Annotated in this window: 21 protein-coding genes; 12 read left to right on the top strand and 9 right to left on the bottom strand. The window is 71.9% G+C overall.

All coding sequences use genetic code 11. From position 1 onward, the window contains the following. The first annotated feature begins 5 nt into the window (after positions 1-5). Positions 6-1,025 (top strand): agmatinase, encoded by a 1,020-nt coding sequence (gene speB / locus MKD51_RS11375; protein WP_240240419.1) that lies wholly within the window; start codon positions 6-8, stop codon positions 1,023-1,025. 94 nt (positions 1,026-1,119) lie between these two features. On the opposite strand, the gene MKD51_RS11370 is transcribed toward speB, so the two are convergent. Beyond that, on the bottom strand, positions 1,120-2,034 hold the full coding sequence (locus MKD51_RS11370; RefSeq protein WP_240240418.1) for a 2-dehydropantoate 2-reductase: 915 nt from the start codon (positions 2,032-2,034) through the stop codon (positions 1,120-1,122). Positions 2,035-2,226: 192 nt separating this feature from the next. Here MKD51_RS11370 and MKD51_RS11365 point away from each other — a divergent pair, with 192 nt between their 5' ends. Genes MKD51_RS11365 through MKD51_RS11355 form a run of 3 tightly spaced genes read left to right on the top strand, consistent with a single transcriptional unit; the run spans position 2,227 to position 5,220 of the window. After that, positions 2,227-3,954 (top strand): carbon starvation protein A, encoded by a 1,728-nt coding sequence (locus MKD51_RS11365; RefSeq protein ID WP_240240417.1) that lies wholly within the window; start codon positions 2,227-2,229, stop codon positions 3,952-3,954. A 4-nt stretch (positions 3,955-3,958) separates the two neighbouring features. Further along, complete coding sequence (locus MKD51_RS11360) at positions 3,959-4,252, top strand: cory-CC-star protein (RefSeq protein WP_240240416.1); 294 nt, start codon at positions 3,959-3,961, stop codon at positions 4,250-4,252. Continuing rightward, the gene (locus MKD51_RS11355; RefSeq protein WP_240240415.1) at positions 4,243-5,220 is read left to right on the top strand and encodes an ArsA family ATPase; all 978 of its coding nucleotides are present in this window, start codon (positions 4,243-4,245) and stop codon (positions 5,218-5,220) included. Before MKD51_RS11360 ends, MKD51_RS11355 begins: the two co-directional genes overlap by 10 nt. A gap of 16 nt (positions 5,221-5,236) precedes the next feature. Here the strand turns inward: MKD51_RS11355 and MKD51_RS11350 are convergent, their stop codons facing one another. After that, positions 5,237-5,668 carry a DUF3054 domain-containing protein gene (locus MKD51_RS11350; RefSeq protein WP_240240414.1) on the bottom strand — a complete coding sequence of 144 codons (432 nt, stop codon included), beginning with the start codon at positions 5,666-5,668 and terminating at the stop codon, positions 5,237-5,239. A gap of 114 nt (positions 5,669-5,782) precedes the next feature. Between MKD51_RS11350 and MKD51_RS11345 the strand changes: the two genes are divergently transcribed. The 3 genes from MKD51_RS11345 to MKD51_RS11335 are packed head-to-tail and all read left to right on the top strand — an operon-like array spanning position 5,783 to position 8,058. Beyond that, on the top strand, positions 5,783-6,523 hold the full coding sequence (locus MKD51_RS11345) for an ATP-binding cassette domain-containing protein (protein WP_240240413.1): 741 nt from the start codon (positions 5,783-5,785) through the stop codon (positions 6,521-6,523). After that, complete coding sequence (locus tag MKD51_RS11340) at positions 6,520-7,191, top strand: ABC transporter permease subunit (RefSeq protein WP_240240412.1); 672 nt, start codon at positions 6,520-6,522, stop codon at positions 7,189-7,191. The genes MKD51_RS11345 and MKD51_RS11340 overlap by 4 nt, the downstream gene beginning before the upstream one ends. A gap of 57 nt (positions 7,192-7,248) precedes the next feature. Further along, complete coding sequence (locus MKD51_RS11335; protein WP_240240411.1) at positions 7,249-8,058, top strand: MetQ/NlpA family ABC transporter substrate-binding protein; 810 nt, start codon at positions 7,249-7,251, stop codon at positions 8,056-8,058. 134 nt (positions 8,059-8,192) lie between these two features. Here MKD51_RS11335 and MKD51_RS11330 read toward each other — a convergent pair whose 3' ends face one another. Then, entirely contained in the window at positions 8,193-9,446 is a 1,254-nt protein-coding gene (locus MKD51_RS11330) for a beta-ketoacyl-[acyl-carrier-protein] synthase family protein (protein ID WP_240240410.1), read from the bottom strand. Continuing rightward, complete coding sequence (locus MKD51_RS11325) at positions 9,443-10,972, bottom strand: class I adenylate-forming enzyme family protein (RefSeq protein WP_240240409.1); 1,530 nt, start codon at positions 10,970-10,972, stop codon at positions 9,443-9,445. The genes MKD51_RS11330 and MKD51_RS11325 overlap by 4 nt, the downstream gene beginning before the upstream one ends. Positions 10,973-11,040: 68 nt before the next feature. On the opposite strand from MKD51_RS11325, the gene MKD51_RS11320 reads away from it, so the two are divergent. The 3 genes from MKD51_RS11320 to MKD51_RS11310 all read left to right on the top strand — a co-directional run bounded on the left by MKD51_RS11320 (position 11,041) and on the right by MKD51_RS11310 (position 14,065). Then, positions 11,041-11,862, top strand: a complete 822-nt coding sequence (locus MKD51_RS11320; RefSeq protein WP_240240408.1) for a DUF1684 domain-containing protein — start codon at positions 11,041-11,043, stop codon at positions 11,860-11,862. A gap of 129 nt (positions 11,863-11,991) precedes the next feature. Then, the gene (locus MKD51_RS11315; RefSeq protein ID WP_240240407.1) at positions 11,992-12,843 is read left to right on the top strand and encodes an isocitrate lyase/phosphoenolpyruvate mutase family protein; all 852 of its coding nucleotides are present in this window, start codon (positions 11,992-11,994) and stop codon (positions 12,841-12,843) included. A gap of 367 nt (positions 12,844-13,210) precedes the next feature. After that, positions 13,211-14,065, top strand: a complete 855-nt coding sequence (locus MKD51_RS11310) for an aldo/keto reductase (RefSeq protein ID WP_240240406.1) — start codon at positions 13,211-13,213, stop codon at positions 14,063-14,065. 85 nt (positions 14,066-14,150) lie between these two features. Here MKD51_RS11310 and MKD51_RS11305 read toward each other — a convergent pair whose 3' ends face one another. Next, positions 14,151-15,281 (bottom strand): PQQ-dependent sugar dehydrogenase, encoded by a 1,131-nt coding sequence (locus MKD51_RS11305; protein WP_240240405.1) that lies wholly within the window; start codon positions 15,279-15,281, stop codon positions 14,151-14,153. A 168-nt stretch (positions 15,282-15,449) separates the two neighbouring features. On the opposite strand from MKD51_RS11305, the gene MKD51_RS11300 reads away from it, so the two are divergent. After that, on the top strand, positions 15,450-15,923 hold the full coding sequence (locus tag MKD51_RS11300; RefSeq protein ID WP_240240404.1) for a nitroreductase/quinone reductase family protein: 474 nt from the start codon (positions 15,450-15,452) through the stop codon (positions 15,921-15,923). Positions 15,924-15,988: 65 nt separating this feature from the next. Then, positions 15,989-17,983, top strand: coding sequence for a HAMP domain-containing sensor histidine kinase (locus MKD51_RS16375; protein ID WP_240240403.1), 1,995 nt, complete (start codon positions 15,989-15,991; stop codon positions 17,981-17,983). On the opposite strand, the gene MKD51_RS11290 is transcribed toward MKD51_RS16375, so the two are convergent. From MKD51_RS11290 to MKD51_RS11275, 4 genes are all read right to left on the bottom strand, one after another. After that, positions 17,980-18,459: a hypothetical protein gene (locus MKD51_RS11290; RefSeq protein WP_240240402.1), complete on the bottom strand. Its 480-nt coding sequence runs from the start codon at positions 18,457-18,459 to the stop codon at positions 17,980-17,982. The genes MKD51_RS16375 and MKD51_RS11290 overlap by 4 nt on opposite strands. Before the next feature lie 136 nt (positions 18,460-18,595). Then, complete coding sequence (locus MKD51_RS11285; protein ID WP_240240401.1) at positions 18,596-19,783, bottom strand: PLP-dependent aspartate aminotransferase family protein; 1,188 nt, start codon at positions 19,781-19,783, stop codon at positions 18,596-18,598. A gap of 64 nt (positions 19,784-19,847) precedes the next feature. Beyond that, complete coding sequence (locus tag MKD51_RS11280) at positions 19,848-20,102, bottom strand: mycoredoxin (protein ID WP_240240400.1); 255 nt, start codon at positions 20,100-20,102, stop codon at positions 19,848-19,850. Positions 20,103-20,172: 70 nt separating this feature from the next. Continuing rightward, entirely contained in the window at positions 20,173-21,462 is a 1,290-nt protein-coding gene (locus MKD51_RS11275; RefSeq protein ID WP_240240399.1) for a hypothetical protein, read from the bottom strand. Between the last annotated feature and the right edge of the window lie 3 nt (positions 21,463-21,465).

Raw genomic sequence — 21,465 nt, 5'->3', positions numbered from 1 at the left:
AGACCATGACCGACCTCAACGGCACTGCGCCCACCGAGCCGGCGCCTCACGAGCCTGCGCCCGAAGGGCACGCGCCCATCGGCCCTGTCGACGCATCCGTCAACCCTCGCTACTCCGGCATCGCCACCTTCGCGCGGCTGCCACGCATCGAGGATGTGCCGCGGGCAGACATCGCGATCGTCGGCATCCCCTTCGACACCGGCGTCAGCTACCGCCCCGGCACGCGCTTCGGCCCCTCGCACGTGCGGGAGTCGTCGCGGCTGCTGCGGCCCTACAACCCCGCGCAGGACGCCTCGCCGTTCGCCGAGGCGCAGGTCGTCGACGCGGGCGACATCGCCGTCAACCCGTTCGACATCGCAGAGGCCGTCGCCGAGGTCGAGCAGGCCGCGACGGCGCTGGGCGCGCAGGTCGCGCGCATCGTGGCCATCGGCGGCGACCACACGCTGGCGCTGCCGCTGCTGCGTGCGGTCGCGAAGCAGCACGGGCCGGTCGCGGTGCTGCACTTCGACGCACACCTCGACACCTGGGACACCTACTTCGGCGCGCCGATCACGCACGGCACGCCCTTCCGTCGCGCGAGCGAGGAGGGGCTCATCGACCTGACGGCCTCGTGCCACGTCGGCACGCGCGGCCCGCTCTACTCGAAGCAGGATCTCGAGGACGACGCCCGGCTGGGCTTCTCGATCGTGACGAGCGAGTACGTCGAGGAGCACGGCGTGGCCGCTGCGATCGAGCGGATGCGCGAGCGCATCGGCGACAAGCCGCTCTACATCTCGATCGACATCGACGTGCTCGACCCCGCGCACGCACCCGGCACGGGCACGCCCGAGGCCGGCGGGCTCACGAGCCGCGAGCTGCTGCGCATGCTGCGCGCATTGGCCGACAAGCACATCGTCGGTGCCGACGTCGTCGAGGTCTCGCCGGCCTACGACCACGCGCAGATGACGGGCATCGCCGCGAGTCACGCGGTCTACGAGCTCGTCACACTGCTGGCGCGACAGGCGAGGGTGCGCGAGCAGGACTGACCGCAGCGCGTCTCCGCGTCGGCGCATCTCCAGACCGGGAGCTCGCATCGCTGGCAGGCCTGCTGCACGGGTGCGGAGCGAGGTTCGTCGGAGCTCAGTCGGCCGTGTGGCCGCGCTGGATGGCGTCGGCGCGCACCTGGATCAGGGTGAGGTCGAGCAGCGGTGTGGGGATCTCGAGCTCTCGTGCCCGCCGCGCGAGGTCGCCGAGGATGTGCTCCGCCTCGGTGGGCAGCCCCGCGAGGAGGTCGCGGTAGAGCGAGGTGGTGAACGCGGAGCCCGGCTCCGTCAGCAGTCCGATGGACTGCTCGTGGCCGGCGGCGGAGACCGGGTGCCCTGCAGCGGCCGCGACCGCTTCGAGCTCGCTGATCGCACCCAGGATCTGGGGAAGCCCACCGGCTTCGATGGTCGCGCCGATCGGGCTGCGGAACAGGCAGGTGGCGACGGCACCCGCGGCGATGAACATCCACTTCTCCCACAGCGCGCCCTCGACATCGGCGCTGACGGAGAGATCGATCCCCTGCACGCGCAGCGCCTCGGCGACCGCCGGGGAGAGCTCGCGCTCGCCCAGGCCGCCGATGGTGATGGTCGACATCTGCGTCAGCTGTCGGACCGCCCCCGCGTCGAGCGTCGCGACGATCTTCGCCATCCCGCCCGCGACCCGGCCCGGGAACGCTTCCTGGAGGCGATCGATGTGTGCCATGCCATTCAGCACCGGCACGATGGTCGAGCTGGATCCGATGGCAGGGCGCATGTCCTCGATCGCGGAAGGCAGCGCTGACGCCTTCACCGTGACGAGGATGAGGTCGTATGCGTCGGCAGGCTCGTCGGCCGTGCGCACCTGCACCGAGTGCGTGCGATCGCCGGAGGGTGAGATGAACCGCAGCCCGTCACGCCGCAGTGCCTCTGCCCGTGGCCTTCTCACCAGATAGGTGACATCACGCCCGGCTTCTTGGAGGAGCGTGCCGAACGCGCCGCCGGTGGCCCCGGCGCCGACGATGAGGATGCGCATCGGGTTCCTTTCGCATGGCTGTCGAGCGGCGGCGAGGGTGCCTGTCGCACACGGCTCGAGGGCTCCAGCCTAGTGACGGCGCCGGCGCGCTTGCTCGACGCTTCACAGGCTCCACTAGGCTGATTGCTAGCCGCCACCACGAGGTGCGGCTCACGACATGCAATGGCGCACGCCGCGGAAGGGGAGAACTCGATGGGTTCCCTTGTGCTCATGATCATCGGCCTGGCGATGTTCGCCGCCGGCTACTTCGTGTACTCGAAGTACCTCGCGAGACGGGTCTTCCAGCTCGACAGCTCGTTCAAGACGCCGGCCCATGAGCTGAACGACGGCGTCGACTACGTGCCGACGAACAAGTTCATCCTCTGGGGCCACCACTTCACCTCCGTCGCAGGTGCCGCACCGATCGTGGGTCCCGCCATCGCCGTCATCTGGGGCTGGCTGCCCGCGCTCCTGTGGGTGACGATCGGCACGGTGTTCTTCGCCGGCATGCACGACCTCGGCGCGCTGTGGGCCTCGCTGCGCAACAAGGGCAAGTCGATCGGAGCCCTCTCGGGTCGCTACATCGGCAAGCGCGGCGCGAACCTGTTCCTGGTCGTCATCTTCCTGCTGCTGCTGATGGTCATCGCCGCGTTCGCCGTCGTGATCAAGAACCTGCTCATCAGCACCCCGACGGCGGTCATCCCGACGTGGGGCGCGATCATCGTCGCCCTCCTCGTCGGCGTCGCCGTCTACCGGATGCGGTGGCCGCTGATCCCGGTGACGGTCGTCGGCGTCGTGGCGCTGTACGCGCTGATCGTCCTGGGCGACAGCATGCCCGTCGTCCTGCCCGAGTCCTTCCTCGGCATGAGCCCCGCGACGGTCTGGATCCTCGCGCTGTTCATCTACGGTGCGATCGCCTCGCTGCTGCCGGTCTGGGTGCTGCTGCAGCCTCGCGACTACATCAACGGCGTGCAGCTCTTCGTCGGGCTCATCCTGCTCTTCGGAGCGGTGCTGATCGGTGCGCTCTTCTCGGCGAACCCGCCCGACATCGTCGCCCCGATGTTCAACACCAACCTGCCAGAGGGCACACCGAGCATGATCCCGCTGCTGTTCGTGACCATCGCCTGCGGTGCCATCTCCGGCTTCCACGGCATGGTCTCCTCCGGCACGACCTCGAAGCAGATCGACAAGGAGACGGATGCTCGATTCGTCGGCTACTTCGGAGCGGTCGGCGAGGGCATGCTCTCGCTGGGCACGATCCTGGCCGTGATCGGCGGCTTCCAGTCGGTCGCCGAGTGGGAGTCGATCTACAGCGAGTTCGGCGCCGGCGGTGTCACCGCGTTCGTGCAAGGCGGCGGCGCGCTGATGGAGAACGGGCTCGGTCTGCCAGCCTCCTTGAGCGCCACGGTGCTCGCCACGATGGCGGTGCTCTTCGCCGCAACGACGATGGATACCGGCATGCGACTGCTCCGCTTCATCGTCCAGGAGATCGGGGATGCGTTCAAGGTCAAGATCACGAAGTTCCCGGCCACCGCGGTCGTCGTGATCGTCGGCCTGGGGCTGACGTTCTCGCAGGGACTCGGCGGCGAGGGAGGCCTGCGCATCTGGCCGCTGTTCGGAACGACGAACCAGCTCATGGCCTCGCTCACGCTCTCGATCATCGCGGTGATGCTGATCCGCAAGCGGCGCAACCCGCTGCCGGCGCTGATCCCGCTCGTGCTCGTGTTCGTGCTGTCCTTCTGGGCAGCGATCGAGCAGCTGTTCAGCTTCACCGCCGCCGGCAACGAGGACTGGCTGCTGTTCGCCCTCGATGTGATCATCATCATCGCGAGCGTCTGGGTCGCGGTCGAAGCGGTGATGGCGATGCGCCGCGCAGCAAAGGCCCCGCCAGAGGACGAGCACGACGATGTCGCGCTCGTCGCCACGAGAGAGAACGTCTGACGCGGTGACCGCAGGCACTCGCGCCCAGCGCCGGGAGGATCGCTCCCGGCGCTGGGCCGCGTTCCGCGACGGCCTGCACGAGTTCTACGTCGGGCCCTACCGCCAGACCCTGCTGCGGGAGCAGCGCGACGAGGACGACCTCTTCATGATCGTCGTGCTGGGCGAGGCGCTCGGCGTGCCCGACCCGGCGGCCTACTACTCTGCGGGGCTGCTGCCTGCCGTCTGGGCGGATTTCCACTCCTGGCACAAGCGGATCGGGATCCCGGCCTCACCCTTGGATCACATCGCATGCTGCTAGCGCTTGCGTGCTCGCGCCGCCTCCTCTTCGTCGGAGGCAAGGGCGGTGTCGGCAAGACCTCGATCTCGGCGGCGCTCGCCGTCGCTCGTGCTCGGGCCGGCGGGCGCGTGCTGCTGGTCTCGACCGACCCGGCGCACAATCTCGGGCACGTCTGGGATCGCTCGCTCTCCGATGAGCCTGCACGTGTCCTCACGAGCGGCGAGGGGTTCGTGGATGCCGTCGAGATCGACCCGACGTCGACGATCGATCGCCACTTCGCGACGGTCGCGGCGACCATGACGCGGCTGCTGCCCGATCGGCTCCACGCGTCGGCGCTGCAGCACCTCGATCAGGCTCGGACGGCGCCGGGCAGCCACGAGGCAGCGGTGCTCGAGCGCATCGCAGAGCTGATCGAGAGCAGTCGCGACACGCACGACCTGGTGATCTTCGACACGGCGCCGTCCGGTCACACGCTGCGCCTGCTCGCGCTCCCCGAGCAGCTCACGGGCTGGACCGAGACGCTGCTCGCCAGTCGGGATCGATCGGATCGGTTCGCCGCGGCCGCCCGCAGCGTCGTCGGCTCGAAGGATGCGGAGCCGACGGCAGACGCCGAGCTGCGGCGCACGCTGATCTCCCGCCGAGATCGCTTCGCGCAGATGCGAGGCAGCATCACCGATCCCGATGCAACCTCGTTCATCGTCGTCAGCATCGCGGAGCGCCTCCCCGTCGCCGAGTCGATCGATGTCGTGCGGCAGCTGGCCGGCCTCGGCATCGACCCGGCGGCGATCGTCGTCAATCGCCGATCCCCGGCGGATGCCGGTGCCCTCCTCGCGCAGCGGCGCGAGCAGGAGGAGCAGCACCTCGCAACGCTGCGCAGTGCCGTCGGCGACATCCCGATCTCGCAGATCCCGCTGCTTCCCGGCGACCTGGCTGGCAGCGAGGCGCTGAGCGTGCTCGCGGATCACCTCGTGGCGACGTCGACCGCCTGAGCCGCGCGGAGTCGCGCTAGCGGCGCCGTGCGGTGGCAGCGACGCGGGCAGTGCGCACCGTCGCCGCGATGGCGCGCCAGCCGACGAGCAGCAGCAGCGTCAGCGTCGCCACGACGATGAACGGCACCGCCGTGCCCTGACCGCTCACCGCGCGCAGCAGCATCCCGCCCACCACCGTCACGAGCCAGAGCGGCACACCGGTGCGCAGCGGCGCCGTCGGCGCGCGCCAGCCCCGGCTCGTCAGCCAGCCGGCCGCGAGCGCTGCCAGGAACGGCCACGCCGTCGTCGCGAGCCCGAGGCCCGACTCGCCCAGCACGCCGTCGTGGTGGGTCGCGCGCCCGATGGCCGCGAATGCGACGACCAGCACGACGTCGATGGCGACCGCGCTCCAGAGCGTAGCGGCGGATGTGGGGTGCCGGCCCGCTGCGTGCGGTCGCGTGGATGCCATGGCTCGACCGTATCGATCCGGGCGGGCCGGGCTGTGCCGTGCGCCCCGAGCGACACTTCGCGATATTGTTGTACTCGGCGCAACAATTGATGGGTGCGCGCGAGAGGGGCAGCAGTGCAGGACAACGACCCCGTCGTCGTGCTCGAGCACGTCTCGGTGCAGTACGGCGACGTCGCAGCGCTCGACGACGTCACTCTCGAGATCCAGCAGGGCGAGATCATCGGCATCGTGGGGGAGTCCGGTGCCGGCAAGTCGACGCTCCTGAACCTGCTGGACGCCGCGACGCATCCGACCGGCGGCCGCGTGACGCTCCACGGCACCGACCCGACGCAGCTCAGCGGCCGCGAGATCCGTCTCCTGCGCCGCCGCATCGGCATGATCTTCCAGGGCTTCAACCTGCTCGCCAACCGCACCGCCCGGCAGAACGTGGCGCTGCCGCTCAGGCTGCAGCGCACGCAGGATCCCGCGCTCGTCGCCGAGCTGCTCGACTACGTCGGCCTGGCAGATCGCGCCGACCACTACCCCGCGCAGCTCTCCGGCGGTCAGAAGCAGCGCGTCGCCATCGCCCGCGCGCTCGTCACCCGACCCGGCCTGCTGCTCGCCGATGAGCCGACGAGCTCGCTCGACACCAGGGCCACCGAGGATGTGCTTGAGCTGCTCGCGAGCACGCGCCGCGACTTCGACGCCACCATCGTGCTCGTCACGCACGAGCTCGAGTCGGTCGCCGCGATCGCCGACCGTGCCGCCGTGCTCGAGCGCGGCGCGCTGCGCAGCGTCTTCCCCGTCGTGCGCTCCGCCGTCCACGAGCGACGCGACAGCTATCTCGCGCACGCGCAGCGGGTGCTCGGCGCGTGAACGACTTCCTCGCGTCCCTCGCCGCGAACGCCGACCAGATCGGCATCGCGATGGCCGAGACCGGCTACATGCTGGCCTTCTCGCTCGCTGCCGCAGTCATCTTCGGCCTGCCGCTCGGCGTGCTCATCTTCCTCACCCGCCCGGGCGGCGTGCAGGAGCGTCGGCCGCTCTGGATGGTCGGCAACCTCTACGTCACGGTCGTGCGCTCGTTCCCGTTCCTGCTGTTCGTGGTCTTCCTCATCCCGCTCACGCGGCTGCTCTACGGCACCACCTTCGGCACTGCCGCGGCGACCTTCCCGCTCTGCTTCGTCGGCGTCGCCATCTACGCGCGGCTGGTCGAGCAGATCCTGCTCGAGGTGCCGTCGGGCGTGCTGCACGCCGCGCGCTCGATGGGGGCGGATGTGTTCCAGACGGTCGTGCACTTCCTGCTGGTCGAGGGGCGCTCGGGCCTCGTCTACGCACTCACCTCCGCCTCGATCAGCCTCATCTCCTACTCCACCGTGCTCGGCATCGTCGGCGGCGGCGGTCTGGGCGACTTCGCCCTGCGCTTCGGCTACCAGGAGTACGACTACCCCCTCATGTACACGACGATCGCCATCGTGATCGTCTGCGTGCTGCTGCTGCAGACCGCGGGCGAGAAGGTGTCGGCAGTGCTCGACAAGCGCTGATCGACAAGCGCTGATGATCACGCCCGCCCGCACCACCACCAGCTCCGAAAGGCACCCATGACCGCCCGATCCCGCCACGCCCTGCTCGCGCTCACCGCAGCGGGCCTCGCCCTCTCGCTCGCCGCATGCGCCGCACCCGCCGATGACGCCGCATCCGACACCGTCACCATCCGGGTCGCTGCGACGGTCACCCCGATGACGGATGCGGTCGAGGCCGCCGCCGAGGTGATCGAGGAGGGCTACGAGGTCGAGCTCGTGCCGGTGAACGACTACGTGCAGCCGAACGTGCTGCTGCAGCACAGCGAGATCGACGCGAACGTGGTGCAGTTCGAGGGCTTCATGGAGGACTTCAACGCGGCCAACGACGCCGACCTGGTGGTGGTGCAGCCGGTCTATGCCACGGTCGTCGCGTTCTACTCGCAGTCGCTCACCGACCTGCAGGAGCTGCCGCAGGGCGGCTCGATCGCCATTCCCAACGACCGCTCGAACGCCGGCCGCGCGCTGCAGCTGCTCGCCGAGGAGGGCATCATCGAGCTCGACCCCGCCGTGGAGCCCTTCCAGGCAGGCGTCGCCGACATCACCGCCAACCCGCGCGAGCTCGAGATCACGCAGATCGACCTGCTGCAGCTCAACACGGCGTACGACGAGATGGATGCGGTGTTCAACCTGCCGTCGTTCGCGCGCCAGCTGGGGCTGACGCCCGCGGAGGACGGCCTGGCCGTCGAGCAGGACCCCGCCTTCGAGGTGTCGCTCGTGACGCGCGCCGACAACGCCGATGCGCCCGAGATCGCCGCGCTCACGCGCGCCCTGACGAGCGACCACGTGCGCGAGGTGCTCGAGGAATTGGGCGTGCCGGCGGCGTTCTAGACGCAGCCCGCGGGCCGCAGCCCACGGTCATCGAGCCCAGCCGCATCGAGGCGGGTTGTTGCAGTGCTGGGGCGCGCATTCTGCAACGACCCGCCTCGATCTCGGCGGGCAATAGGCCAGCCGGGTAGGGACGGTCAGACCGTGCGCAGCACGATGGCGGCGTTGTGACCGCCGAAGCCGAACGAGTTCGAGAGCACCGTGCGCAGTCGAGCCGGGCGCGCCTCGTGCGCGACGACGTCGAGCTGCGGGAACTCGGGATCGTCGAGGTTGATCGTCGGCGGGATGACCTGCTCGCGCAGCGCCATGAGCGACAAGGCGGCCTCGAGCGTGCCCGCGGCGCCCAGCAGATGGCCGGTGGTCGACTTCGTCGAGGTCACGGGCGCACCCGGCAGCGCCGCGCCGAAGACGGTGGCGAGCGCCTGCGCCTCCATCGCGTCGTTGAGCGGCGTGCCCGTGCCGTGCGCGTTCACGTGGTCGACGTCGGCGGGGGAGAGCCGTGCGTCATCGAGCGCTGCCTGCATCGCGGCGGCCGCGCCGCTGCCATCGGGGCGGGGCGCGGTCGCGTGGAAGGCGTCGGAGGTGACGCCGTAGCCGGCGAGCTCGCCGAGCACAGCAGCCCCGCGCTGCCGGGCGTGCTCCTCCGACTCGACGAGCACCGCGACGGCGCCCGCCGACATGACGAAGCCGCTCCGTGCGCGATCGAAGGGCCGGGATGCGCGCCACGGCTCGTCGGCGAAGCCTGCGGCGAGCGAGCCGAGCGTCGCATTCACGCCCAGGTTGACGCGGTTGAGGCAGTCGTCCCCGCCCACGACCAGCACCGCATCCGCATACCCGTGCCGGATCGCGCGGAGGGCATCGCCGAGGCCGACGGTGCCGCTCGCGCAGGTCGCCGAGACGCCTGCGCTCGGCCCGCGCGCGCCGTGGCGTTGGCTGAGGTAGGCCGCTGCGCCATCGGGCCCGCCGTAGATCACGACGCCCGGTGGCACGCGGCGCGGACCGTGCGCGTCGAGCGCGCGCACGGCGTCATGCGTGAGCGAGACCGCGCCAGAGCCGGTCGCGACGGTGATGCCGAAGCGCGAGGGGTCGGCGGCGGCGAAGCCCTCCAGCGCCTCAGCGGCGGCGGCCACCGCGTAGAGCGCGTGACGGTCGAGCCGGCGGGCATCCGTCTTCGACACGTGCGCGAGCGGGTCGAAGCCCCGCACCTCGCCGCCGACCTTGACCGTGATGTCGGAGACGTCGACGCTCTCGAGCGTGCGGATGCCGCTGCGGCCGGCGAGCACGGAGGCCCAGGTGGTTGCCAGGTCGAGCCCGTTCGGCGTGACGGCCCCGAGGCCGGTGATGACGGCGCGCGCTCCGGCGCTCAAGGCGGTGGTGCTCGTGGTGCTCACAGCCGCTCCGCTCCGCCGCTCTCGACGAGCTCCACGACCGCCACGCGGCGGATCTTGCCGCCCGCCGTGCGCGGCAGCTCGTCGGCGCGGTAGTAGCGTCGTGGCACGAACTGCTCGGCGAGCAGCCGGTGCAACGCCGCCTGCATGACCGCCTTGGGCGGCACGTCGGCGCCCTCGACGACCACCGCGACGATCGAGCCGAGCGTCGCATCCGGCAGGGCGATCGCGCAGCAGTGCTCGCAGCCGGGCACGGTTGCGAGCGCGCGCTCCACCTGCGGCAGCGACACCTTGTGCCCGCCGCTCACCGCCATGTCGCCCGCGCGGCCCGCGAGCACGATCTCGCCGTCGACGACCGCGGCCAGATCGTCGACGCTCGAGAACCCGTCCGCCGCCGTGATCAGCTCGTCGCTCGTCGACGAGAGGTAGCGCTCGACGGCGGAGGCGACGCGGATGTGCAGCGTGCCGATCTCGCCGTCGGCCACGGGGGATCCGGCATCGTCGCGCACCGCCATCTCTAGGCCGCTGAATGGCGTGAGGCGCGTGCCGTCGCCGGCGTCGCTGTAGCCGATGAAGCCGATCTCGCTGGCGCCGTAGTAGCTGCGCAGGTGCGCCTGTGGTGCGGCGGCGAGGAAGCGGTCGCGGATGCGCTGGCTCTGGTTGGCGCCGCCGGTGATCACCCAGCGCAGCGAGCCGAGCGCTCCGCCGCCGCGCGCCGCCGCGGCGAGCGCCAGCAGCATCGACGGCACGCCCACGAAGCGCTCGATGCCCTCACCCTCGATCGTGCGCACCGCATCCCGCGCATCGAAGCGCGACTGCAGGTGCAGCGAGCCGCCGGTCGCGAGCACCTCGACGAGCGCGTAGAGCGTGAGGCTGTAGGAGACGGGCCCCGGCGCGAGCGTCTGGATGCCCTCGCCGGCGAAGAGCGGGCCGCGGCTGACCTGCACGTTGTAGTCCCAGCTGCCGCGCGTGCGCAGGAAGCCCTTCGGCAGGTCGGTCGTGCCGGAGGTGAACAGCAGCAGGTAGGGCTCGTCGCGTGGGCGCACCTCTGGCCCGGCCGAGGCCGGTGCTGCGGCGGCGAGCGCGTCGAACCGCGCGAGCGAGACGGCGCTCCCGTGCCAGGGCTGCGCGTCGGAGGACCCCGCCTCGAGGCCGGCGAGCGCCTGCTCGAGCTCGGTGTCGTCGGTGATGACGAGCGCAGGGTCGACGCGGCGGATGGTCTCGAGCCGGTGCGACAGCGGCCACAGGGGGTCGAGCACCGCGACGATGGCGCGGAACGAGGCGATCCCGGCGATGAAGCGGCCCACGTCGATGGCGCGAGCGAGCGAGACCGCGACGATCGGCACGCCGCCGGTCTCGTCATCGGATGTGCTCGCGATGCGACCCTCCAGCAGCTGCTCGATGCCGGAGCGGATGCGCGTGCTGGTCTCGCGCAGGTCGCCGTACGTCAGGCGCTCTCCGTCTCCGGCGAGCGCGAGCCTGCCGGGATCGCTCGCGGCGAGCTCGATCATCGTGCGGGTGAACGTCACCCCTCGATCCTACGGAGCGCCGGTAGCGTGGGATGTGACGGGGAGGCCTGAGCATGGACGAGCACGCGATGACGAGCACACGTGTGCAGACGGATGCGTTCGCGCGCGACTGGCAGGCATGGCACGCACGGCGCTGGAACGATGTCGCAGCCCCGCACGGCATCGCGGCGCTCGCGGCCACGCACTGGCTCTCGGCAGTGCCGCGGCAGCTCGAAGGCGTGCCCGGCAGCTGGCACGCCGAGGGCGCGGCGACGGTGGGCACGGGCCTGGCGGACTCCGGCTTGGCGCGGCTCGACGGCAGGCCGGTCGAGGATGCGGTGCTGCTGATCGAGGGCGACGAGCTGCGCGACGGTGAGACGGTGCTGCGCGCGTTCGCACGCGAGGGCGTGCCGGCGCTGCGCGTGATCGACCCGGCCGCCGAGCGCCGCAGGAACCTCGAGGGCATCCTCGCCTTCGACCCCGACCCGGCATGGGTGGTGCCGGCGCGATGGACGGCGGGTGGGCCGCCCCTCGACGTCGAGCAGGTCGACGGCCACCGCACGCGGCGCAGCGACGTCGGCTCGCTCGCGTTCGAGCTCGACGGGCGGCAGCTGCGCCTGACCACCACCGGTGGTGTGGACGCCGATGGCGACCCGGCGCTCGCGGTCGTCTTCGGCGACACGACGAACGGCGACACCACCTACCGCTTCCGCTTCCTGCGCCTGCCGCTGCCGGATGCATCCGGCACGACGACGATCGACTTCAACCGCGCGTTCCTGCCGCCGTGCGCGTTCAGCGACCACTACGTCTGCCCGATGCCGTCACCCGCGAACCGGCTCGATCTCGCCGTTCCGGTCGGCGAGCGCCGTCCGGTCTCTGGCGAGCCGCACGGCTCGGCTCGCGTCGGCTGATCGCGGCTCGGCTCTGCCGCGCTCGTGGCCGTCACCGCTGACATCCAGCGGCTGGCGTGCCACCCGGCGCCGACCGCGCCCTTGTGGGCGCTCGTCCGCAGCCGTACCGTTCGTCGCGGGAGGCGACGCATGAGCGAACGCGAGCGGTCGGGCCCGGCGGAATCGACGCAGCCGGCCATGGTGATGGCCTTCCGCCGCCTGCACGAGGCCGGCACCTTCGTGATGCCGAACCCGTGGGACGTCGGCAGCGCGGTCGTGCTGGCGCAGCTCGGCTTCCCCGCCCTGGCGTCGACGAGCGCGGGAGCGGCATGGACGGCGGGCAGGCCCGACAACGGCAGCACGCTGGCCGCGACGCTCTCGCACCTGCGAGCGCTGGCGCATGCGGTCGCGGTGCCCGTCAACGCCGACTTCGAGGGCGGCTTCGCCGTCGAGCCCGAGCTCCTGCGCGCCACGGTGCTCGCGGCGACCGGCACGGGCATCGCAGGCCTCTCCATCGAGGACTCCACCGGCGACATCGACCGGCCGATGCACCCGTTCGCGCTGGCCGTCGACCGCATCGCCGCGGCGCGGGCCGCCATCGACGACAGCGGCACGGGCGTGCTGCTGACCGCCAGGAGCGAGGGCTACGTCGTCGGACGCCCCGATCTCGACGAGACGATTCGGCGGCTGGTGGCGTTCGCCGAAGCAGGCGCCGACTGCCTGTACGCGCCGCGCATCACCACCGTCGCCGAGATCACCGCCATCGTCGCGGCGGTCGCCCCCAAGCCGGTCAACCTGCTCATCAACGCGCCCTTCATCACCGTCGCCGAGGCCGCAGACCTCGGGGTCCGCAGGATCAGCGTCGGCGGCACGCTCGCCCGCGCGGCATGGGGCGGATGGCTCGAGGCAGCCAGAGAGATCGCCGCAGCGGGGACGTTCGGCGGCTTCCGGGGTCTGCCGGACGTCGACGGGATGCTGCGCGAGCCGGCCCCGATCGAGTGAGGCCCGTTGCCACAGCCGTGCTGGTCGAGGGCGAGAGCGACCGGATCGCCCTGGGCACGCTGGCGGCTCGACTCGGCCGAGGACGAGCTCATCCGCGCGCTCGGCGCCGACGGCGTCGAAGCGGTGATCGCCGTCGCGGGGGAGTCGCGCTCGCTCGCAGATGCCCGCGCAGCGCGACCGGACGCGCGAGGCGGTGCTGCTGCGCTTCTTCAGCTCGCAATCTGGCCGGAAGGCGAGGTACGCCCGACTTCTCGTCGAGGCACTCGATCTCGGCAGCGCCCCGCGACCGCTCATGGCGCTGCTCGCGCACCTGCAACCCGCCGCGTAGCGTCGCACGTGCACGACTACCCGAGTGGAGGGCAAGCACATGACCGAACCGACCATCCCCACCACGACTGCTCACGGCGGCCTCACCCTGCCGGTGCTCGGCTTCGGCACCTACAAGCTGAAAGGGCAGGCGGGCACAGCGGCCATCGAGGGCGCCATCAGGAATGGCTACACGCTGCTCGACTCGGCCTTCAACTATGAGAACGAGGGCACGGTCGGTGCTGCGGTGCGCGCATCCGCTCGCCACCATGCCGCGCGCGACGAGCTCATCGTCACGTCGAAGCTGCCGGGTCGCCACCACCAGCACGACGCTGCGAGCGCGACGATCGAGGAGAGCGTCGCGCGCACCGGGCTCGAGTGCATCGATCTCTATCTGATCCATTGGCCGAACCCGAACGTCGGGAAGTACGTCGAGGCCTGGCGCGCGCTCATCGAGGCGAAGGAGCGCGGCCTCGTCAGCGCGATCGGCGTCTGCAACTTCCTGCCTGAGCACCTCGACCGGCTGCAGACGGAGACGGGCGTGCTGCCGGAGGTCAACCAGATCGAGCTCCACCCGCACTTCCCGCAGGAGGAGCAGCTCGCCTACGACCGCGAGCACGGCATCATCACGCAGGCGTGGAGCCCGCTCGGGCGCGGCGGCGACGTGCTCGCCGAGCCCGAGGTGCTGAAGGTGGCGGCGACGCACGGCGCGACGCCGGGCCAGGTGATCCTCGCCTGGGGCATCGCCCGCGGGGTCGTGCCAGTGCCGAAGGCATCCTCCGAGGCTCGCCAGCGCGAGAACCTCGGCGCGCTCGACCTGCGGTTGCGCGACGACGAGGTGGCTGCGATCACCGCGCTCGGCCGCCCCGACGGCCGGCTCAGTGATCAGGATCCGGCGATCTACGAGGAGTTCTAGCCGCCCCGGCAGCGGTTCCGGTACCGATGTGCTGTCCAGCACGACGGAAGGCCACACATCCGTACCGGAGATCGGATGGCTGCGGTCACGGCGCGAAGGTCAGGATGCGGTCGCCGCCCTCCGCAGGTGAGCCGCGGCCGTCCGTCGTGTTCGTGAGCGCCCAGAGCGCGCCATCCGGCCCGACCGTCACATCGCGCATCCGCCCGAATCGGCCCTGCCAGTGGACGACCGACTCGCTCGGGTCGTCGAGCGCGACCTGGCGCAGCGACTCGCCGCGCAGGTTGGCGATCCAGAGGCTGCCCCCTGCTGCCGCCATGCCGCTCGGGCTCGCCTCGCCCGGCTGCCACTGCTGCAGCGGGTCGACGAAGGCCGGCACGCCAGCGATGCCCTCGACCGCAGGCCAGCCGTAGTTCGCTCCCGCCTCGATGCGGTTGAGCTCATCCCAGGTGTCCTGCCCGAACTCGGTCGCGTACATCGTGCCGTCCTCGGCCCACGCGATGCCCTGCGGGTTGCGGTGGCCGAGCGAGTAGACGGGGGAGCCGGGGAACGGATTGTCGGCGGGGATCGAGCCGTCGGGCTCGAGGCGCAGGATCTTGCCTGCCAGGCTCTCGGGATCCTGCGCGATGCCGGGCGCGCCCGCATCGCCGGTCGTCACGTAGAGCATCCCGTCGGGCCCGAATGCGATGCGTCCGCCATTGTGGTTGCCGGAGACGGGGATGCCCGTGATGACCTCCTCCGGCTGACCGAGCTCGAGGCTGCCGGGTTCGCCGCTGAGCGGGGCGCGCATCACCCGGTTGTCGTCGGGCGTCGAGCCGTAGGCATAGAGGTGCCCGTCGCCGATCGCGAGCCCGAGCAGCCCGCCCTCGCCGGCGGGCGAGAGGCCGGCGATCTGGCCGATCTCGCGCGTCTCGCCGCTCGTCGACACCTCGAGGATGCGGGCGCTGTCTCGCTCGCTCACCAGCGCTGTCTGCTCGTCGACGACCGCGATCGACCACGGCGCCTGCAGCCCGGTGGCGAGCACCGCTGGCTCCTCGAGCGTGCCCGGCTCGATGCCCTGCACGGTCGGAGGGGCGGATGCGTCCGTCGCAGGCGGGCCGGTCACTGCGAGGCTCGGCGAGGGGTTCGGCTCTGTGGTGCCGCAGCCGGCGAGCAGCAGTGCACCCACTGCGATGGCGGCGATCGCCGCTCTGGGACAGCGGTGACGGGGCTGCAGCATGGGGCACCTCGCGATGGTCGGTGACGCGGTCGGTCGACGGTGGCCACAGGGTACGCGGGCCGACTGGACGCGCACCTGAGCCGCCGGCCGAGAGCGGGGGATAGCCCCCTGTGCCACGCGCGACCGCGAGCCTACGATCGCAGCAACAGACGAGAAGTGGACCCAGCCATGAGCGAGACCGTCAGCACGCCGCCCAGCGTGCCACCCCGGTGGTTCATCCGCACCGCATGGGTCGTCCACCGCGGGCTGTACGCGATCACCGGTGGCCGCTTCGGCCTCGCCCGCCCTCGCCCCGGGAAGTACGGGATGTTGCGGCTGCACACCGTCGGGCGCACGACAGCGGCGCCCCGCGTCGCGATCCTCGCGTACTACGAGGACGGTCAGGACCTCGTGCTGATGGCGATGAACGGCTGGGCCGATGCGCACCCCGCCTGGTGGCTGAACCTGCGGGCGCACCCTGACGCATCCGTCGATCTGCCGGACGGCTCGATGCGCGTGCGCGCTCGCGAGGCGCAGGGCCTCGAGCGCGAGCGGCTCCTGGCTGGCTGGGAGCCTTACAGCGACGGCCCTTCGATCACCGAGTACGAGCAGCTGCGCACGCGCCGCGTGCCGATGATCGTGCTGGAGCCGACCGCGGGCTGAGGCCGCACGGCAGCGCCCGACCGCACTGCTGTGCAGAACGGGTGCGGATGCGTACGGTGTGACCCGTGAGCACTGCTGCCGACGGCGCACTGCCGTACGCGGACCGCGACGGCGGCCCGCGGTCCGCGCTGCCACTCTGGGCTTGGGCGGTCGCGGCGGCCGCCATCTTCGCCACCGCGATCTTCGGCGTGCTCTTCGCCCCGCTTGGCACGACCGTCGCCGTCTGGTGGCCCGCGGCGGGCATCTCGGTGCTCTTCGCGCTGCTGCAGCCGAGCTCGCGCATCGTGGCCGCGCTCGCGCTCGTGCTGCTCGTCACCGCAGCCGCGAACGCGGTCGCGGGCAGGCCGCTGCTCGTCGCCCTCGCGTTCGGCGTCGCCAACGCGGTCGAGGTGGCCGTGGTCATGGGCGTGCTCGGCGCGCAGAGCCGCAGGTTCGAGCTCTCCTCGTTGCGTGCCGGCGTGCGCTTCGCGCTCGCGGTCGTGCTGGGATCCCTCGCCGCGGGCGTCCTCGCCGCGGCGGCGGTGGCGCTCAGCGAAGGTGCCGACTTCTGGCCGACCGTGGGCTTCGTCGCCGCCTCGCACGCCGCGGCGGTCGTCATGATCGCGCCGCTGGGCGCACTGCCGCGGCCGGTGCCGGTGCCGGCCGGCCGCATCGAGATGGTGGTGCAGGCCGTGCTGCTGGCCGCCGTGATCGCGATCGTGTTCCACCCCTCGTCGTCGCTCTCGCTCGCCTTCGCACCGTTCCCGCTGCTGGCATGGGCCGCGCTGCGGTTCCCGATCAGGATCGTCATGGGCCAGACGATCGTGGCGGCGATCGCGATGCTGGTGCTGACGCTCGACGGCGGCGGGCCGTTTCGCCGCGAGGGCCTCGACCTGCTGGTCGGCGCGGCGATCTTCGAGGCCATGCTCGTGACCTTCGGCGGCTTCGCCGTGGTGCTCTCGGCTGCGCAGCACGAGCTGCGGTCGCTCGCGCGCCAGGTCGACGCCACCAACCGGCTGCTGAGCGGCAGCGTCATCGACGCGCGCATCGGGCTCGTGGTGGCAGAGCGTGGCGCAGAGGCGACTCGGATCACCTGGTCGAACCGCGCCGCCCGCCGTCTGCTCGCGGCCGAGCTCGAGGGCGACGCATGGTCGGGGCCGCTCAGGACGGCGGCGGGGGCAGCGCTCCGCTCGGGCGAGCAGATCACGCTGAACACCGACGAGGGCCGCACCATCACGGTCGCGGCCAATCCGATCGGCGGCGCAGACCACCGCATCGCGGTGCAGCTGCTCGACGTCACCGCGATCCTGCTCGCGAGGCGCGCGCAGGTGGAGGCGGAGTTCGAGCTCGACGCCGCCAGGACCATCCGCGCAGAGCTCGAGCGGCAGCGCGACGACTTCCTCGTCACCACGAGCCACGAGCTGCGCACGCCCATCACGAGCATCGTCGGCTACGCAGAGCTGCTGGCCGACGGCAGCGCCCTCGGCGCCTCGGAGCGCGGCTGGGTCGGCGTCATCGCGCGCAACGCCCAGCGGCTCTCAGAGCTCGTGGAGGATCTGCTGACCCTCGGCCGTGGCTCGGATGTCCCCGAGGCGCAGCTGCGTCAGGAACGAGTGCGCTGCGACGAGCTGTTCGACGAGGTCGCGGGCAACCTGCGCCCGGTGAGCGAGCGCAAGGGGCTCGTGATCGAGCTGCAGCCCGGCGCGCACGTGCTCTTCGTCGCCCGCCACGACGCCAGCAGGATGCTCTCCAACCTGCTCACGAACGCATGCAAGTTCACACCGGCAGGCGGACGCATCCGCCTCAGTGCGCACGCAGCGGGCGACGCCGTGCTGATCCTCGTCGCCGACACCGGTCCCGGCATGTCGCAAGACGAGATCGGGCACGCCTTCGAGCGGTTCTACCGCACGCCCAGCGCAGAGCGCGAGAACGTCGAGGGCACGGGCCTCGGGCTGGCGATCGTCGCAGAGCTCGCTCGGCGCAACGACGGCGAGGTGCTGCTGCGGCGCGCCGAGCACGGCGGCCTCGAGGCCGAGCTGCGGCTGCCGGCGGCGCGCGCGCCGCAGCCCCTCGCGCCCTAGGCGCGCCGGGCGATCGCCCGGATGCCCCAGGCGATCAGCCCGCTGACCGCCCCGACCAGCAGTCCCGTCACCAGGCTCGATGCAGCGGCGAAGGTGCGCACGATCGCCGACTCCAGCCCAGAGTCCAGGTCTGCCAGCGCGCCACCGAGCTGGGGAGGAGCACCGTCGAAGGCGACGTCCCAGAGCAGTTGGTGGCCGATCGCGAGCAGGACGCCGTACCAGGCACCCACCACGAGTAGCGTCAGCAGCGGCTTGGGCACGCGAGCGAGCAGCGCGACCGCGATCCAGATCGCTGCGGGCGCGATCACGAGCAGCAGGTTGGCGAGGCTGCCCTCGCTGATCAGGTGCAGGTCATGCAGGATCGCCCGCGACACCGCGAGCAGCGCGAGGCCGATGATCGCGAGCTGCGAGAGGCCGAGCACGGGATACCGGGGCTGGGGTGGCTGCGGTCGCTGGGGGATGGGCGCGGCGGACATCGAGGGCTCCTCCTGATCGGGCGACGGGCGCGGCTCGCCCGCAGTCCCAGCCTCCCGGGCGCGATCGATGCAGACCATGCGGATGCCCTCCGAAGGTCCCGGGGGGAGTCCCGACCGTGCGCCCTGGCGCGGCGCCTCAGGCGGCGGCGATCGCCTGCTCGAGGTCGGCGATGAGGTCGGCCGGATCCTCCAGCCCGATCGAGATGCGCAGCACGCTCGCGTGCGGCCTGGCCTCCGCCGCGACGGGTCGGTGCGTGAGGGAGGCCGGGTGCTGGATGAGCGAGTCGACGCTGCCGAGGGAGACAGCGTGCGTGAGCAGCCGCACCCCCTCAGCGATCGCCGCGGCGCGCGCGGCGGTGCCGACGTCGATCGCGATCATGGAGCCAGGGCCCGCCATCTGTCGGCCTGCCCCGACGAGGCCTGCGGGGTCGCACTCCGCGAGGCCCGGGTAGCGCACCGAGCGCACCCCCTCCATGGCGGCGAGCGCCGCGACCACCTGCTGTGCGCCGGCCTGCTGGGCACGCACGCGCAAGGGCAGCGTCTGCAGGCCGCGATGCATGAGGTAGGCGCTGAAGGGATGCGCGATGGCACCCGTGATCGCGCGCACGGGGCGGAGCGCCTGCGCCCACGACTCGTCGCACGCGACGACGCCGCCGAGCACGTCGCCGTGCCCACCGATGTACTTCGTCGCCGAGTGCAGCGACAGCGCGACGCCGTGGTCGAGCGGCCGCTGCAGCACGGGCGTCGCGAAGGTGTTGTCGACGAGCACGGGAGCGTCGCCCGCCGCGGTGACGAGCGCCGCGAGGTCGACGAGCTCGAGCGTGGGATTGCCGGGTGTCTCTGCGATGACCAGCCCGGTGTCGGGTCGCACGGCGCGCTCGACGTGCTCCTGCCGATCCACGAACGTCGTCTCGGTGCCGAGCAGCCCTGTCGCCAGCAGATGATCGGTGCCGCCGTAGAGGGGCCGCAGGGCGACGACGTGGCTGCCGCGGCGCTGCCGGGCCGCCATCATCACAGCCGTGACGGTGGCCATCCCGGAGGCGAAGGCGACGGCGGCCTCGGCGCCTTCGAGGGCTGCGAACGCCTGCTCGAAGCGTGCGACGGTCGGGTTCCAGAGCCGTTGGTAGACCGCGGAGCCATCGCCGATGTCACCGCCGGTCGCCATGCGTTCGTAGGCGTCACCGCCGGCATCCACGCCCGGCAGCGGATTGGTGGAGGAGAGGTCGATAGGGCTCGCGTGCACACCGAGCGACGGGAAGTCCTCGCGGCCGGCATGCACCGCGAGCGAGTCGAGTCGGAGGCGAGCGTCATTGCTCGTCGTCATGCCCTCGATCATGCCGCATACCTCGCCTGATGGGGCGACGCGCGGCCAGGGAACGCCGAAGCGGTCAGACCAGTGAGAGCTCCTGGAGCTTTGCCTCGACCTCGGCGTTCGACGGCTCGACCTGGTGGGTGCCGTCGGGGAAGACGACGACCGGGATGCTCATGCGGCCGGAGATGCGCTTGGCATCCTCGGCAGCCGCCTCGTCCTGCTCGACGTCGATGTACTCGTAGTCGACCGCGAGGCCGTCGAGCTGCGCCTTCGTGCGGCGGCAGTCGCGGCACCAGTCGGCGCCATACATCTGGATGGTGGTTGCGCTCATCAGACGATCCTACGGCGAGCACCTGCGCGCGAGGGGGCCGTTCGCGCGTGGCGTGACGGACCGCCGCGGGTCATGGACCGGTGCCCTCGCCGATTTGCGATGGCGGCGGCGACGGGCCGACCGGCGGCACGAGGGCGGCGTCGGATTCCTCGGGCAGGGGAGGCTCCACGGGCTCGTGGCTCGGGTCGGGGCCCGGCGGCGGATCCGAGGGGGCTGGGTCGGGGGTCGGGGCCGGCGTGGTCGGCGACGGGGTCGTCGGCGGCGGCGTCGGTGCGGTGGGCCGCGGCGTCGACGGCCCTGGAGTCGACGGCACGGGCGCCGGCGACTCCTCGCGCGGCGGCACCGTGGGCGTCGGCCGCGTCGTGCCCTGGTCCGTCACCGGTCGAGGAGCGGCGTTCGCGATCGCGTCGCGCGTCTGCTGGGCCGCGGCGGCTCTGGCCGCGGCGGCATCCTGATCGCCAAGGGCCTCCAGCTGCCACGCCTCGGCCATCCAGACGGAGGCGACATGCAGCGTGATGCCCTCGACGAGGTCGAGCACATCGGATGCGGTGTGGTCGCCTCCGAGCACGCCGAGCACAGCCGCGAGGTGCGCATCCGACTGCTGCAGGCTCGCGAGCGCCCCCTCGGGTGCGAGCTCGAGTTCCGCGCGCAGGTCGTCGAAGCCGGTGCGGCCCGCTGCGAGCTCTGCGGCGGATGCCTTGAGGTGGGCGACGGCCGCTTCGAGCCGGTCGATGCGCGCGTCGTCGAAGTCACGCGGGTCGCCGAGGGCTCGCAGCTCGCGCGCCAGGGCGTCGGCGCGCTCGGCGGTGACGCCCTCGATGGGCTCGCGCTCCGCGGCCGCCGCGGTGAGGCACTCCTGCAGCACGTCGTACGAGACGGGGTCTGCCGAGGCGGCGGCGCGCGACTCCCACGAATCGGCGAGCTCGCGATCCTCGTCGGTGACGAAGCCGCCGTCGGCGATCGTGCGGAGGATGGCGTCGCGGTCCTGTGCGAAGGCGGTGCGGCCGTGCTCGGGCAGCACCCAGTCGGCGCCGCCGACGTGCGATGCGGCGTCGAGCACATCCTGCGCGCGCCGTTCGAGCCCGACGGCGCTCACGACGCGCACGGCCAGCTCGCAGCTGGCGAGGTCGTGCTCCTCGTGCCAAGCCTCGATCTGCCCGGCGAGGTCGCCGGCGCGCGCCTGCGAGCTCCATGCGATGACGGATCCGGATGCGATCAGCGCCGTGGCAGCGACGCTCGAGAGCCCGACGGTCCAGCGACGGCGGCTGCGGCGTCGCCGCAGCTCGGCGAGCACCACCTTGCGGCGGCGCGCCTCAGCGTCCGCGGAGCTGGTCGGCTCGCGCTCCGGCTGCTCGTTCACTGG

Origin of the sequence: Agrococcus sp. ARC_14, from assembly GCF_022436485.1 — a bacterium.
GTDB lineage: Bacteria > Actinomycetota > Actinomycetes > Actinomycetales > Microbacteriaceae > Agrococcus.
This window is presented reverse-complemented; position numbering and strand designations above follow the sequence as displayed.